General features: G+C 43.4%; 12 protein-coding genes and 1 tRNA gene. 3 read left to right on the forward strand and 10 right to left on the reverse strand.

Translation table 11 applies throughout. The annotated features are described in order from the left end of the window. Positions 1 to 40 precede the first annotated feature (40 nt). Positions 41 to 583 (reverse strand): redoxin domain-containing protein, encoded by a 543-nt coding sequence (locus KUL49_RS11590; protein ID WP_131137373.1) that lies wholly within the window; start codon positions 581 to 583, stop codon positions 41 to 43. A gap of 9 nt (positions 584 to 592) precedes the next feature. Continuing rightward, complete coding sequence (locus KUL49_RS11595; RefSeq protein WP_110288142.1) at positions 593 to 1,189, reverse strand: NAD(P)H-dependent oxidoreductase; 597 nt, start codon at positions 1,187 to 1,189, stop codon at positions 593 to 595. 449 nt (positions 1,190 to 1,638) lie between these two features. Here KUL49_RS11595 and KUL49_RS11600 point away from each other — a divergent pair, with 449 nt between their 5' ends. Together KUL49_RS11600 and KUL49_RS11605 are read left to right on the forward strand one after the other, a co-directional pair. Continuing rightward, complete coding sequence (locus KUL49_RS11600; RefSeq protein ID WP_131137374.1) at positions 1,639 to 4,131, forward strand: AAA family ATPase; 2,493 nt, start codon at positions 1,639 to 1,641, stop codon at positions 4,129 to 4,131. After that, a complete protein-coding gene (locus tag KUL49_RS11605; protein ID WP_131137375.1) occupies positions 4,118 to 5,398 on the forward strand; it encodes an McrC family protein in 1,281 nt (426 codons plus the stop codon). Before KUL49_RS11600 ends, KUL49_RS11605 begins: the two co-directional genes overlap by 14 nt. Before the next feature lie 190 nt (positions 5,399 to 5,588). Here KUL49_RS11605 and KUL49_RS11610 read toward each other — a convergent pair. From KUL49_RS11610 to KUL49_RS11645, 8 genes are all read right to left on the reverse strand, one after another. Beyond that, positions 5,589 to 5,675: transfer RNA gene (locus KUL49_RS11610), tRNA-Leu, on the reverse strand. 160 nt (positions 5,676 to 5,835) lie between these two features. After that, positions 5,836 to 6,933 carry a HupE/UreJ family protein gene (locus tag KUL49_RS11615; RefSeq protein ID WP_131137376.1) on the reverse strand — a complete coding sequence of 366 codons (1,098 nt, stop codon included), beginning with the start codon at positions 6,931 to 6,933 and terminating at the stop codon, positions 5,836 to 5,838. Positions 6,934 to 6,961: 28 nt separating this feature from the next. Then, positions 6,962 to 8,032, reverse strand: coding sequence for a hypothetical protein (locus KUL49_RS11620; protein WP_131137377.1), 1,071 nt, complete (start codon positions 8,030 to 8,032; stop codon positions 6,962 to 6,964). Between the two features lie 62 nt (positions 8,033 to 8,094). Then, complete coding sequence (locus KUL49_RS11625) at positions 8,095 to 8,673, reverse strand: Ig-like domain-containing protein (protein WP_069944845.1); 579 nt, start codon at positions 8,671 to 8,673, stop codon at positions 8,095 to 8,097. A gap of 11 nt (positions 8,674 to 8,684) precedes the next feature. Further along, positions 8,685 to 10,277 (reverse strand): DUF4331 domain-containing protein, encoded by a 1,593-nt coding sequence (locus KUL49_RS11630; protein ID WP_131137378.1) that lies wholly within the window; start codon positions 10,275 to 10,277, stop codon positions 8,685 to 8,687. 152 nt (positions 10,278 to 10,429) lie between these two features. Next, on the reverse strand, positions 10,430 to 11,167 hold the full coding sequence (locus tag KUL49_RS11635; RefSeq protein ID WP_131137379.1) for an anti-sigma factor domain-containing protein: 738 nt from the start codon (positions 11,165 to 11,167) through the stop codon (positions 10,430 to 10,432). Then, positions 11,164 to 11,697: a sigma-70 family RNA polymerase sigma factor gene (locus tag KUL49_RS11640; RefSeq protein ID WP_131137380.1), complete on the reverse strand. Its 534-nt coding sequence runs from the start codon at positions 11,695 to 11,697 to the stop codon at positions 11,164 to 11,166. Before KUL49_RS11640 ends, KUL49_RS11635 begins: the two co-directional genes overlap by 4 nt. 152 nt (positions 11,698 to 11,849) lie before the next feature. Then, positions 11,850 to 13,925 (reverse strand): TonB-dependent receptor, encoded by a 2,076-nt coding sequence (locus tag KUL49_RS11645; RefSeq protein WP_131137394.1) that lies wholly within the window; start codon positions 13,923 to 13,925, stop codon positions 11,850 to 11,852. A 175-nt stretch (positions 13,926 to 14,100) separates the two neighbouring features. Between KUL49_RS11645 and KUL49_RS11650 the strand changes: the two genes are divergently transcribed. After that, on the forward strand, positions 14,101 to 14,685 hold the full coding sequence (locus KUL49_RS11650) for an RDD family protein (RefSeq protein WP_131137381.1): 585 nt from the start codon (positions 14,101 to 14,103) through the stop codon (positions 14,683 to 14,685). Positions 14,686 to 14,716 lie beyond the last annotated feature (31 nt).

Genomic DNA, 14,716 nt, shown 5'->3' on the forward strand with positions numbered 1-14,716 from the left:
TTAGTGCCAAGTAGCCCTGACACTAACTTCATAAGTGCGCTTATTTGTGCATACCGCGAATAGGGTAGTTGTTATCAGGATTACGAATCCAGCCCAAACCACTTACTAATGTCTCTAACTCAGGTCTAACAAATGGGTTGTTAGAAATATCAGCGACGTGCACACTACCTTCATTGTTCACAACAAACAGCGCGGGTTCAGAAAACGGGTGATCAGTTTCTTGAGGCGACCTCGGATCAGAGATATAAACGCCTAATTCCTCCATTTGCTCCACCGTTAAGCCGTACGCAATAGGAAAGTTAATGTCCAACCTAGGCAGGTGACTTTCCAGCTGCGCTTTACTGTCGCCAGACACTGCAATAAGGTCTACGCCAGTTTCGGCAAGATGACCCCTAACACTTTCAAGTTGATTGAGGTATCGAGTGCAAAGTGGGCAATGTTGCCCTCGGTAAATTACCACCATTTTCCAGTCAAGACCGTTCTCAGGTGTCGCTAACTTTTTAGTGTCGCCATTTAACAGCTTTGCCGAAATATCTGGAAAAGCAGAACCCGCATGTAACTTATTGGTGTATTCAGTACTCATGATAATTCCTTAAAAATGCTTGTGAATGTGAGCTTCAAAACGTTTGAAATCGTTTTCCACATCGGCGTTTTTCATCACGTCAAAGCTAGCGAAAGTTTCCATTGGCTTCATGCCAAAGAACTTAAAATTCATATGCATTGGAAACAGTAAATCGTCTACAGATTTACCTTCAAAAAACTCTTCGCTGTCATTGAATGACTCTTCTGGTGCATTGAAGGTTAAAGACATCATGTATTTAACGTTGGTAAGCGTACCGCCTGTGCCGTAGTTTTTCTTCGGTGATTCGGCAACGCGGCCATCGCCAGCACATAAGGCGCCACCCATACCCGCAGTGTAAACTTCATCCATGTACTTTTTGAATGACCATGGCACACCCATCCAATTGATTGGTGCCTGTAGAAGAACGATGTCAGCCCACTGATGATGAGCCAACTGTTCTTCAACGTTGTGCTCTTCGGCCATTGTCACTACGCGAGTGTTATAGCCTTTAGCTTCAAGCAGCGTTACCGCTTTATCGACGAAAGACGCGTTTAGCTTGCCTTCCGAAAAAGGGTAATACTGGTGTGCATTAATAATTAGTACATTGCCGGTTTTTGTCGTAGTCATCTCAAAACTCCAAAAAAATTGAATAAAGCTTATTGCTTACTAGTGGTTTATTTTAGTGACCTTTAAACTTTAAACAACTAGTGGTGTTTTGGTAACTATGTTGGGGACTAGCGGAATATTGTACAAATTTACATTGAATCAATTGGTTAAGTGATTAAAGAAAGTGAGTTGCCTTTATAGTACTACTGCGTTAAATAACAAAGAGTCATTCGTTTAAGGAGATTGAGGGCCTTTAAGGGTGACCATAAGACGGGATCCTTTAGCCATAGAAGAGAGAGCCGAAAAAGTTCTAGAACAACGCTTTAAAGAATGGGAAGCTGGATATAAGAAATGCGGCTGTATATAGATTAAAAAGTAGCTTGCAATAGAATAAGCTGAAAGCACTGCATTGCTATGTTCAAAGAAACGAAGTTAGTATGTTGCAATTAAAATAGGGACTTTTCTCAGTAATGGAAATTTCATTAGAAGAACAAAAAAGCCTACTAAACCAATTCCTCGAGCGCTGGCCAGTTGAAAAGATTAACCAGTTGACGTTAGAAGAATATATTGATGTAGATAATTATGACACTTTTGCCTATTGGTTAGAGCATAAAACGCGTGAATTAGGATCGATCAGAGGAGGTGATGCTTCTAAATTTGGAATTTATAAGCGAAAACAACCGCCCAAAGGTAACAGGAAGCACATCTCTCATGGAGAGCTTTATTCTTGGGTTAGCCGGTTTGGTAATTCAGAAGAAGACGCTTTTGAAAACGTAAAAGCTAAATTAATCGATATTATTCGACTAGTAGGGGCTGATGATCTTGAAGGTATTGATAATATTGATTTGGGGGATACACTCAAATGGAAAGTTGCTTTTCTTTATCAAAATCAGGGAACCCCAGCCCTTTTAAATATATTCAAACTTGAATCGTTACGACAGATAAGTAATAAACCCAAAGCAACTTTTCCAGAAGCATATCGATTACTGATGGCCGAGCGTGGAAGCAAAAACGTTATCGAATATGGCTTTGACGTGTATAAGCAGCATAAAGCAATGTTACTCCTTGACGATGATGATGACGTTGATGACGAAAAGCATTATCAAACAAGTAAATCTTCCGCAGCGCTTAATACAATTCTTTATGGGCCACCAGGAACGGGAAAAACTTATTCCACAATAAGCAAAGCAATTGAGATCATTGAACCAAAGTTCTGGGCCACAAATATAAAAAACAGAGCTGCTTTAAAACAGCGATTTGATGAGCTTGTAAAATCTAATCGAATAAATTTTGTTACTTTTCACCAGAGCTTTAGCTACGAAGATTTTGTTGAAGGCATCAAAGCTAATACCGATGAAAATGGCAAAATAAGCTATGACATAGAAGAAGGTATTTTTAAGCAAATGTGCGATGCTGCGTCGTCGCGTGTTGTGACTGAAGAGAGTGATCTCTCTATCGATGTCTCAAGTCGGAACGTTTGGAAAATGTCCTTAGGCAACACCCAAGGTGAGGATGCATATGTTTATGATCATTGTATTGAACATAATTATATCGCTTTAGGTTATGGCGGTACGATAGACTTTTCGGGAGCAGATTCCAGAAAAGAGATTACTAAACTATACCGTGATGCTGGCTTTACGATAGAAAACGAAAGCTACGATTACAACGTAACTTCTATCAACTACTTTAAAAACCATATGAATGTTGGCGATTTAGTCATTGTTTCAGATGGAAACCAAAAGTTTAGAGCCATAGCTGAAGTGACTAGTGAATATTACTTCGAAGAAAATGAAACTGGTCACTATTGCCAGCTAAGAAAAGTTCGATGGTTAAAAGTTTATTCCCCGTCTCTACCAACAAGTGAGCTATTTAGTAAAAATCTTTCGCAGCAAACTATTTATAGTTTAAAGCCACCAACTCTGGATTTAACAAAACTACAGGCTTTACTGACCGGGGGCGAAGCAAAAGGTAGTTTAGCGGTTGGATCGAACATCTCTGGGTACGCAGTTACGTCGATAAGTAGTGAAGTCATTGAGTTTAAGAAACCTAATGGCTCTCGGTTACCGTTACCAATGAGTATTATTAATGAGCTCGTTGACTTGGTGAAAAATGGTAAAAGTACTACTGAAGACATAAAAAATAAGACGTTATTCGACAAAGTAGAAACGAACTTAGAGAAATACCTAGTTAATGGTTACAGCACTTTATTGGCTCAACTAGTTGCTTACATTATTGATAATGGACTTTCTTTTGGTGATCGGGTGTCCAGTGACAATAGGGTACTGATTATCGACGAAATTAATCGAGGGAATATAGCCAACATTTTTGGTGAGCTAATTACTTTGATTGAGCCGAGTAAAAGAGCAGGTGAACTAGATGCTTTATCCGTGACTCTTCCGTATACCAAAAAGCCATTTAGTGTGCCTTCAAACCTCTATCTACTTGGAACAATGAATACTGCTGATAAGTCGTTAGCTCAGGTAGACATTGCGCTTCGGCGGCGGTTTGAATTTGTTGAAATGATGCCTGACTATGAGGTACTCAAATCAATCCCCAAAATTCAGGGAATTGATATTTCGCGCCTAGCTAAAGCAATTAATCAACGAATCGAATTGTTGTTCGATCGAGAGCACACCATAGGCCACAGTTTTTTTCTTCCTCTTATTACTGAGCCGACTATTGAGAAGTTAGGGGAAATATTTGAACTTCAAATCTTGCCGCTATTGGAAGAGTATTTCTTTGAAGACTGGGAACGGGTTGGACAAGTTTTAGGGGATCATCTCAAAGACCCAAGTAATAAGGCTGAAAAAGACCATAGATTCATTATCGAGAAATATTCTACAAGTGAAATTGCAGAACTAATGGGAAGTGAGTGGGAGCCCAATGGAGTGCAGGCGTTTGTAAGAAATGATTATGCTTTGACCAATCCAGATGCCTATATAGCGTGTTATGAACCACGTTAAATCTTTTGTTCAGGTTAAGGAATATGGATTACTGGTAGAAGCCGGTAACAACGCTATACCTGATCATGCAGAAGTATCGACTTCGGCGTTTAATTGGTTGATGAGTAACGGCTTAAGCATAGCTGGTAGAGAGCTTGTTCGTGTAAAGCGAATGGGTAAGAAGCTCGCGTTGCAAGTTGTTAACTTTGTTGGTGTACTTGACACTCCGTGCGGTACACGTATAGAGATTCTGCCGAAAATCTACAGTGACCAAACGTCAATGGAGGCCTCAAGAAAAACGCTACTGAAAATGTTAGCAGTTGTTGAAAACTTAAAGCTAGAGCAATTCAATAATGCTCATCTTCAAGTAGTAAATCAGCCATTAATTGAAGTGCTGATTTCACAGTTTTTGTCACAAGTTTCTCTTCTACTAAAAAAAGGTCTGCGTAGTGAATATCAACGCGTTGATGCTCAAAGAAGTTTTCTGAAAGGACGGTTGAACACAGTCAAACAGATGCGACAACGGCCCGGAAGAGATCATATCTTTCAAATTTCCTACGATACTTTTTCTGTTAATAGAGCTGAAAACAGGCTTATTTTGTCTGCTGTTTATATTGTTTCGAGATGGACAAGAAGTTCACAAAATCAGCGTCTTGCGAGAGAACTTATCTTTGCCTTTGATGGTGTTAATAAATCAAATAACCACAATGAAGATTTTAAGCGTTGGTCGACGGACAGAAATCTAATTCACTATCGAAATTTAGAATCCTGGTGCAAATTAATACTTTTCAACGAGTCTCCGCTTACCATGTCGGGCAATACGGAGGGGGTATCATTTTTGTTTCCTATGGAAGTCTTGTTTGAGCGATATGTAGAGAAGAAACTAAGCAAATTATTACCGAGTCGGTTCTCAGTAAAAGGCCAAATAAAAGGAGAGTCACTCACAAGCCATAATGGACAGAATTGGTTCAACTTGCGCCCAGATATCGCTATTTATGACAATGGTGAGATAGCTGTTATTGCTGATACTAAGTGGAAGATAATTAACGAAAATCTTAATACATCGAAAGACAAATATTATCTAGCACAATCAGATATGTATCAGTTATTCGCTTACGGTGAGAAGTATCTCAAAGGGCAGGGCTCTCTAGTGCTTATTTATCCTAAAAATGAAAATTTTCTTGAATCTCTTCCATCATTTGAATTTAAACCAGGTTTACTTTTACACGTAGTCCCTTACGATCTAGACAAAGATGAGCTCCGAATAAACGCGCCTATACTTTTTTAACGACATTTCGATAACAAGTAGCGTAAAAAATCGTGAGACATGAATCGCTAACTAAAGAATAACTATGCTAATAGAGGGAACTGCACCGGAGTAGTAGTTGTTCAAATATGCTACGTAGCAAAAACTTTCTTCCAGACGCAAAAAAACCGACTTTCGTCGGTTTCAGTATCTACTTCTGTAAAGAAGAAGATGGTACCAGTGGGCGGACTTGAACCGCCACGCTATCGCTAGCAACGGATTTTGAATCCGTCATGTCTACCAATTCCATCACACTGGCATTGTGTATGGTTATCAACGTGGTGTTGATGCATGGCATTATAGCGATGCGGCGCGCCTATACAACAACTTTTTAAGCTTTTTGTGATTAAGTGCCGAAAGATTGTTCAAAAGCGTATTTTGCTTTATCTATTTCTTATTAATCAACAGAACGCACACTTTTACCAACGCTGAAGCGTCCAATTAATCGCTACTACCGCGATTACTGACGACGCAATTGGCATTATGGCTTTTGAATATAACCTTACGTTTCTAAGTAAGATAAGTAAGGGCAATAGCAGCGTAACTATGGCAAGTTGACCCAGCTCTACCCCTATATTAAAAGCGAATACATTCATTACCAAGCTGCCCGACTGGGCGTTAAGGTCGCCAAACACACTCGCAAATCCCATTCCATGAAGTAGGCCGAACCCAAAGGTAATAAATCCTAAACGCATGATGATTGGGTACACATTGTTAAGCGCAGTTATAGCCGCTGATATAGCAATGCCTAGCTCAACAATACGGCTATCTAGCGTAATAAAATCCAGTGCTGTGGCAGTTAATGTAATCGAGTGCGCTAACGTAAACGTGCTTACCAATATCACCGTGCTTTTTATAATGTGCCTTTTGCTTTGCTCTTTCACCCAGCTCTTATTTTCCCTGTAAAGATTAACGGTGAGCAACGTAGCAACCAAAAACAGTATATGGTCTAGTCCAATGAAAATGTGCCAAATTCCCTGATAAACCATCTCCCCAAACTGCGAAATCCAGCTGTTTCCTGTAGCAGAAGCAGTGATAAAAGAGCGTTCATCGCTTAGTACATAAACACTTGTGTGATCGTTTAATGTTACCGTTGTGAGTAGCTTGTGGGTGGGAAAATCGCTAACTATGCCAGTGTATTGTATCGATACTTCGTTTACATATACGCAGTTTACCGACAGCGGGTATACCAGTAATGACTCTGCAGATATATCTCGCATAGAAGGGGGAGCAATACTAACCGTACATCGCGTTTCGCTATCTCGAATCACTAGGTGGTTTTGGATATAGTCGTTCGCCATGGTGTGGTTTCTGTTGACTTCACCCCAGGTCAAGTTACCGTCATTATTACTATCTAGCCCTGCTGCTTGCCCTATATCTTCAGGCTTTAGCAAGAGCTCGCCAGACAAAGTGTTATTTGAATCGTTTTTAAGCGTTAAGTAGCCGTTACTCAGTTCGTGTGAATGCGTGAAAACGCTGAAGGCGGCGAAGATGAAAAATGTGATAAATTTAATCATGACTCGTTTACTGAAGGGGGGGAGAACATTAAGCATTGGTCGATACTTCATTAGCCTGTCGAGCGCGCTCTAGGAGGTTTCTGTCATCTAATGACTGTGCGTATTGCCAGTTAATTTCGGCAAATTTAAGCGCCAGTGGGTAATTGGGCTCAATCTCTAAAAAGTAAGTGGCGACCTGTGCGGCGTGAGAACTGTCTTCTCGCCACACTCGAATTTCCATGTTCTTAGCAAGTTGAGTTTGTACTTCAGAGCGCACAATACCTTGCGCTCGTTCCGCAATTGCCCATTTAAGTAGCAAGCCATCGTCGGCTGTCAATATATCGGGTACGGAGTTGCTAAACCCAGAACTCACTGCCTTATAGTTATTCAACGCAAAATGTGCGTCGGCCCAAACTAACGTTGCGCTTATAGGTAGCTTTTCGAATTCTGTTTGTGACAAGTGCTCAAGCGCGGCTTCAGCGTTACCAAGTTGAAGCGACATGTCTGCAAGTACTTCATAAAACCACTGGCGCTCCGCAGGCCTCACTGTACTCGTGTAGGTCTCAAAAGCACTAAGCTTTTTCAAAAATTTTACGTCTTTATTTTGTGAAAAATCAGCGTTAACCATACACGTGAAAGCGATTAAAAAACTTGTTTGCCCTACCAGCTTTTCACAGTTTTCTTTCGCCTTTTTAGCGTTACCTTGCTGAACGTTTATATCTGCCAACAATAACTGTGCAGCTGGAGAGCGAAAGCGGGCTATTTGATTGAGATGTTGCTTGGCTTGTTCGAACTTATGAATGCCTTGAAGTAGTCGAGCTTCTAAAACAACTAAACGCTCTTTTTGACCTGCGTTCAACGAATCGAATTTTTGTCGCATTATGTTCGTGAACCTAACAATACGCTCTCTCTCATCACCTTTTGCTTGAAGGTATCTACTTGAAGTTAAAATTTTTTCCGCTTCGTCGATACTTGCTATGGATAGCTGCCTAGGCTGCCACGTTGCGATGACGGTATCATAATTGAGTTTTTCAGACTGAGCAGATACCGAACAGACTGTTAGCGCTGACAATACGCTCATTATAGGGAGTATGAGAGTACTGCTTCTCATCAACTTCATCAGAACTTCCTTTAAAAAAGCCGTCCCTGGCCTTACGGTTGACACTGGGTACTGAACGTTCGTTATTGACCAATCAATAAATCATCGAACGTGGTGTCGTCAGCATCTTGGGTGAACTCGCGCCCGTTAATTGGCAGCGGTTCATCGGTCGGTGCTTGATTAAAGGCATCACGGGTATAGCTAGAGAACGATACCTGCTGAGCCTCAATCGTAACGCTTACGGTGGCCGTAACTTCTGGATTTACGCCGTCAGAAACGGTGAATGTGAAGCTATCGCTACCTGTTACCTGAGCGTTAGGTGTGTAGGTAAAGCTGCCATCAGCATTAACTTCTGCATTACCTAACGTACCGTTTTCACCAAGCCCGAAGGTAAGTGCATCACCATCGGCATCGGTTGCTGTCAACGTGCCATCAAACGCAATATCTGCTTGCGTCGTTAGCATTTCATCAACGGCTACGGGCGCTGCATTTTCTTCTGGCGCTTGATAATCGTTATCGTCATCACTATCGAAACATCCAGTTAGCGCTAGCACCAATCCAGAAATGACCCACAACTTATGTTTCTGCAAAGGGGCTTGAGCCGACTTCACAAACGCGGGTGCATTTGGATTCTTGTTAAATAACCTAATCTTCATAGACATGATGGATCTCCTTATTCAGAGCCAGCAAGTGGTGTTTTTAGGTAAGGAAACGATGAATCAATCATGCTTGCATCTACAGGTGCACCATCAGTGAAAGGTACATTACCTACGCTGGCGTCCTCTGGTGTACAAAGGCCAAGGTCTGTATCTTCACCTGCTACCGGGATGGGATAGCACAAGCGGCCCATGACTACGCGAAGGGCAATATCAACCACGTCATCACCTGGGCGGCGACCGTTAGGGAAACCCGCTAAGTCATCGCCTGCCACACCAAATGCTGACTGTGATTCGGCTGGTGTTGCTGGGATCCCTGTGTTTAGGCGCAGCATTTCTGATGCTGTTACAGTTACTTGCTGGTTAACGCCTGGGAAACCTGTAAGGAACGCTGTTACTAAGTCCATACGCGGGAAGTTAGTCGGCGCAAGGGTCTCAATATCCGTACCCAGCGTAGTATTCACTGCATCTTTAAACAGAATGTTCAGTAGTTCTGGCAAAGAAGGGTGGGTTACATAATCAGCGAATTGACCGTCTGCACTTGGATGAGAAGTAGAGAATTTGTCTTTATCGCCAATACCGATAACAAGCTCATTTACTAGCGGGCTACCTAAACGAGACACTTGAGTCATCGCACCACCATTAGTCTCAGGTTTCGCAAAAGTAGCATCTGGGTTTAGGATACGCGCTTGCGGCAAGCTTGCCGTGGTCCAGCTACCAATTACGCCATTACCTTCACCGGTAACACACGCCTTGGGTACTTCAATAGATAACGCTGTCACGTTTTTATCGGCTAAGTCATCATTCATGGCACTTTGCGTTATACCGCCAGGAAAACCTTCACCATCGCCTGCGCCCGGTGCGCTGTCGCCCTCAACAGGTACATAATTTACCAAGTCGAATGTTTTGCCTAAGTTAACAACGAAGGGGTCTTTACGCTGACCAACAAACACTTTGGCCATGTCATCGCATCCAGGGATACTGAACGAATAAATGAAGCTTTCAGCATAACGTGCGTATTCCGCTTCACTGGTAAAGGTTTTATTACCAATGTAATCAAGCGGCTTTTTAAACATATCGCCCATGGCGGGAGTAAGAGTAGTGCGCGTGCCTGTCTGCATGTCGCCACTCACCATAGTAAGGCTGTACATTTCCGAGAAGTTTGCTGCGCTTGAATCGTCTGCGCTGATACCGCCTACATTTTTAAGCGGTACTTTCACCATTTTCTGTTCGCCTTCAGGGCCTATAGGCAAGGCGATACCTTCGTTATCGGCAGCAAGCATATTGTTAAACTTAAAAACAAAGCTTAAGTCTTCAACCGCGTCGCCATCACTATCAATATGAATCGCGTAGTGTGCATTCGGGTCCATTGCAAAGTAGTTAGGGCCACCATAGGCATCTTGCAGTGGAATATAGTTTGCTATGAAAGTCACATAATCTTCACGGCCTTGTTCATAGCTATTGAAAGCATAAAAGTCGGTGCTATCTAACGCTGGGTGGCGAGTGATATTAGGTGCTTCTCGGTGACTTGACGCTATTGCGCCAGCAGTTACGGCTGCACATGTCACGGCGACAGCCAGTGACAAAGTTTTGCGTTTGAATTGGATCATGTCGAGTCTCTCTGTTTTTTATGAGTTCAAGAGACCAAACGACTGAGGTTTCACCTTAGATGCAAAAATATTTAAAAAATTAAAATAAAGTTTTTATAAAAAGTAAAAGGCCACGTTTCGTGGCCGTTTAGTGTGCTGCTTTGTGCGTAAAATTACACTGAAACAATCGGCGCTATATATAGCACTTCCGTCGGTGCGCCCGTTACCGAGCCGCCTGGTGCTTCTAAGCTCACTGCTAACGCCGCGATACTTTGATCTAGCAAGATATCTGGTGTCGCGCGCGTGTCGCCATTAACTTCAGGCATCAAGCCGAGAGAAATTGGTGCTTCGCCGTTTGCCGGCACCATCCAAAGCTCATAGTCTTTGTCTGCTAACGCCACAAATGCATCGGTGACCTTAACATTCATTGTCGTGTCAGATACTTCTATTACCCACAATGGCGTGTTATCAGCATTATTGACCACGGCAATATGGGAAACCTCTGGGGTAGGCACAGGTTGCATGACGAAAAGCAATACGGCTAACACCATTGCAGCTGCGGTGGATATGAACGATAAGTTCTTCCAGCGCTTCTGCTTTTCTTTTTCAAGATCAACTACATTGTCTCTACTTGGTTTTGTGTTAGTCGTTTGATCGACAAACTCTGTATCATTGGCCGCCTTGTGGCCAAGCTTCACTTGTATGCTCTCCCACACGCTGTCAGGTGGTGTCACCGGAGGCAAGGTTTCAGCAAATCCCGTTAGGTATTGCTCCCATTGTGAGGTTGCATCGCTAACAGCCTGATACTGCATCATTAACTTTTGATAGCGAGTGCGCGCTTTTCCTCGTAGCGTTCCAACTACATATTCTGCGGCGAGGGCATTTAATCGCTCTTCTTTTAAATAATTCATAGTGATAGGCACCTCTGCAAGCTTTGCAAGCCTCGTCTTATCCAGCTTTTAATAGTTCCAAGTGGTGATGCCAAGTGAGTAACGACCTCTTGATGCGACATACCATTCACATAGGCTAAATGGATAGCCTGGCGCTGTGGGCCGTCTAACTCATCTAAACAAGAGGCTAGCTTAGCCTGCTCCGCGCCAAGTTTTATTGTTTGTGCGCTCTCGACATCTGAAGGTGCGTCATCGTTTAATTCAACTTCATTTCTTACGTTGTGGTAGCGAATCAAATCAAGCGCGCGATAACGAGCGATACTAACCATCCATGTGAGGACGGTGCCCTTGCCTCGCTGGTAGTTACCAGCGTTGTGCCAAATTTTTATGTAGGCATCTTGGGTAGCTTCATCTGCAAGTTCAGGGCGCTTCAAAAGCCTTAAAGCAGCAGCGTAGAGCTGTGGACTGGTTATCTTATAAAGCTCTGCGAACGCTTTTTTGTCGCCGTCTGCGGTTTTACACAGCAGAGGAAACAGAGTTTCGTGTTCCATTGTTGCTCCTATTTTTATCGTTGTAGTGCGGCCATTTGTTTATTGCTCTAACTATTTGGCGGCTACTTCTTAAAGTAGCATGATTTATATACAACTGCCTGAATGGTTACCTAATCAATAGACAGACCCCCAAGCAGTAAAGCGTTTATGTATTAATACTTTATTGAAAAGGTAAGGCGCACATTTCTCGGCTCGACAGGGTGATAATGTAAATCCTCAACCCCTTCCTCTGACTCACCAGGAAGTCTAGATGCGTAAAAGTAATCTATATCGTGATCGTCACTGTCTAAGGCGTTGAGCATCTCTAATGTTATGTCCCATGTTGGCTGGCGATAGGCAACTTGAGCATTAATTAAGAATGTGGATGGCGGTGAAATTTCATCGAAACTTTCTACTGTGCGAGAGCTTAGGTAGCGGCCTCGTAGAGTATAGCTGAACCCTAGTTGATTACTTCTTTGATAGTAGGTCAGTCCTGCACTCACCACACGTGGCACGGTGCCATCAATGTGACGGCCTTCGCCTTCAACGCTGTCGCTAAATCGTGCCTTGGTCCACGCAGCTTCAATGTCTGTTGTTAAGTGATGGCTTATCCAGTAGTAGGCACTCACTTCAATGCCGTGTCTCTCGGAGGGGCGACTGGCTTCAGTAAAGCCTGCATCACCAACGTACACCAGCTCGCTATCAAGTTCTAAGCGCCACAGGGCAGCAGACAGGTTATAGGTTTTATTATCGGTATAGTTAACGCCCGCTTCATAGCCAAGGCTCTTTACCAATAAGGGAGCTGCTTCGGTAGCGTCACCACTTACCGGGTCTATGCTAATTGTTGCTCCTCGCGCATCGTTAGAGTGAAAGCCCTGCCCAATGTTGGCAAATGCGGTGAGTTGGTCTGATACACTGTACTTCAAGCCTGCTTTAAGAGTAAATAAACCGTCGCTTTCGCTCCCTGAATTGGCCCCAAGACTGCTGGTAACGTCCACATCTAAGTAATCGTATCGACCACCTAATGACAGGCTTAGTGCGTCGCTTAATACGATGTTTGATTGAGCAAAAAGTGCATAGCTGTTGCTGTTAATCTCGTCTTCTCGGATAGTGCCAAAGCGAGTTAAGTTTTGGGTGCGATACAAACCCACGTTTTCAATATCGTCGAAACGCCACTGGCCGCCTAAGGTAATACTGCTTCCATCCGTAAGCGCCAAGGGAAGGGTAGTGAATATTTCACCACCGTAAATTTTTCGGTCGTCGGCCTGTTCGAATTCATCGCCAGTCGTAGGGTTATCAAGGAAGTAAGTAAAATTTGAAAAAAGGCTTAGCGTTGTATCTATGGCATACAGTGAGGCATTCCATGTATCACTCGTATAGTTTGCGGAGAGACTATAGCGAGACGAATCACCGCCAACTTGGGTGTCGATAGAGCCAAGACGGTCTATTAAGCCGCTTTCAATAGCGCGCTCAGGTACCTGGTCAGCACCGTTCCAGCTATTATCGTATGCCATTCCTGTAATGGCGAGTTGACCGTCTAACAAAGGCGTAATATAACGAATATGAGCGTTTTTCTTTTTTACATCTTCGTCAACGTCAGTCCACGGGCCGTCATAGGTTTGATATTCCAGCGCTGTAACAACGCGGCTCTCTCCTGCTTCAAAGTGATTTAATGCAACAGCGCGCTTGAACCCATATTCTCCTAAGCCTAAGAACAACTGGTTTTGCTCAAGTGAATCTCTCAAATTGAAGAACGCCCCGCCAGCGCTAGAGAAATCGCCGATGTTGGCATAATAGGTGCCTTTGAAGTAGCTTAGATTGTCGACAAATTCGGGGATAATAAAGTTAAGGTCACTGTAGCCTTGGCCATGTCCGTGGCTTCGCATGTTCACCGGCATACCGTCTACACTCACCGTAAAATCCGTGCCATGATCGAGGTTAAAACCGCGCAGGAAGTACTGGTTGGCTTTTCCCGAACCGCTGTGTTGGGTCACCATCATGCCAGGGATGAATTCGAGTATTTCACCGGCGCGCAACATTGGGCGTTCAATCAAGGTGTCACCAGACACCCATCCCTGAGAAGCCGAGATAAACTCTCCGTCTTTTACAGATGAGTCACCACGTACTCGAATATGCTCAATATCACCTTCGGGGTCGTCTAACGCCATTGCAGCGCCCATACCAAGCGAAAATGAGCTAGCGATAAGTGTTGTTATCAGAATTTTTGCTGTCACCGTATTTACGTCCATTATCCGTTTGTAATACCAATAACGATTAATGGTGGTTAATGGATGCAAAAAGGTGGAAATCATTTTTCTTTGCTTATTGCACTATTAAATGCCGTTAAGTAAGGCTTATGTTGTTTAAGCGATGTGGCGCTTGTGTCAAAATAAACGCTGTTGTTAATGAAGCGAAGAGAAGCCCGTGGCGAGACACGACAGAAAAGCCAAGAAGAAGTCCTCATCATCAAATCACTTAAAGGCGAAGGATGATAAAAACGCGCCCAACTCAGAATCAGACAGTTCATCGCTTGAGCGGGCGGGGTTTGTGCGACGATTGTTGGCAATGATTTACGATACACTAGTAGCCACTGCCGTAGGGATGTGTGCGGCCATGGTCATGATCGTAACGCTGGTGGTTATGCTGAAAAATGGCGCGCTTGACCTACAAGGCTATGCTGAACCTGCCGATCTGATTCAGGCCTCTTTTGTTTATAAGCTGCTTATTCAAACGTGGGTGGGCTTGTGGATAGCTGGGTTTTTCTTGTGGTTCTGGCGCAGGGGCGGGCAAACCCTAGGCATGCGTGCATGGCGTTTGCGAATTTACAGCACGGTTGAAGAGCCAATGACCTGGCCTCGCTTGTTCATTCGCCTAATAGCATCGTTAGGTGGTCTAGGTACCTTACTTGTTCTATTTGATTTTAAAAATAAACAATCACTGCAAGACCGACTGGCAAAAACCGAAGTGCTGAAATTGACCAAAGAAGCGAACGACCACAAGAGCTGGTAAAGATGCCTTGTAAGGCGCTAAAAAAATCACA

Source organism: Alteromonas sp. KUL17, from assembly GCF_006538305.1.
Classification (GTDB): Bacteria; Pseudomonadota; Gammaproteobacteria; order Enterobacterales; family Alteromonadaceae; genus Alteromonas; species Alteromonas macleodii.

Coding starts and splice junctions, on each gene's coding strand:
- KUL49_RS11590 (WP_131137373.1), bottom strand. CDS start 583: ATGAGTACTGAATACACCAATAAGTTACATGCGGGTTCTGCTTTTCCA.
- KUL49_RS11595 (WP_110288142.1), bottom strand. CDS start 1,189: ATGACTACGACAAAAACCGGCAATGTACTAATTATTAATGCACACCAG.
- KUL49_RS11600 (WP_131137374.1), top strand. CDS start 1,639: ATGGAAATTTCATTAGAAGAACAAAAAAGCCTACTAAACCAATTCCTC.
- KUL49_RS11605 (WP_131137375.1), top strand. CDS start 4,118: ATGAACCACGTTAAATCTTTTGTTCAGGTTAAGGAATATGGATTACTG.
- KUL49_RS11615 (WP_131137376.1), bottom strand. CDS start 6,933: ATGATTAAATTTATCACATTTTTCATCTTCGCCGCCTTCAGCGTTTTC.
- KUL49_RS11620 (WP_131137377.1), bottom strand. CDS start 8,032: ATGAAGTTGATGAGAAGCAGTACTCTCATACTCCCTATAATGAGCGTA.
- KUL49_RS11625 (WP_069944845.1), bottom strand. CDS start 8,673: ATGTCTATGAAGATTAGGTTATTTAACAAGAATCCAAATGCACCCGCG.
- KUL49_RS11630 (WP_131137378.1), bottom strand. CDS start 10,277: ATGATCCAATTCAAACGCAAAACTTTGTCACTGGCTGTCGCCGTGACA.
- KUL49_RS11635 (WP_131137379.1), bottom strand. CDS start 11,167: ATGAATTATTTAAAAGAAGAGCGATTAAATGCCCTCGCCGCAGAATAT.
- KUL49_RS11640 (WP_131137380.1), bottom strand. CDS start 11,697: ATGGAACACGAAACTCTGTTTCCTCTGCTGTGTAAAACCGCAGACGGC.
- KUL49_RS11645 (WP_131137394.1), bottom strand. CDS start 13,925: ATGGACGTAAATACGGTGACAGCAAAAATTCTGATAACAACACTTATC.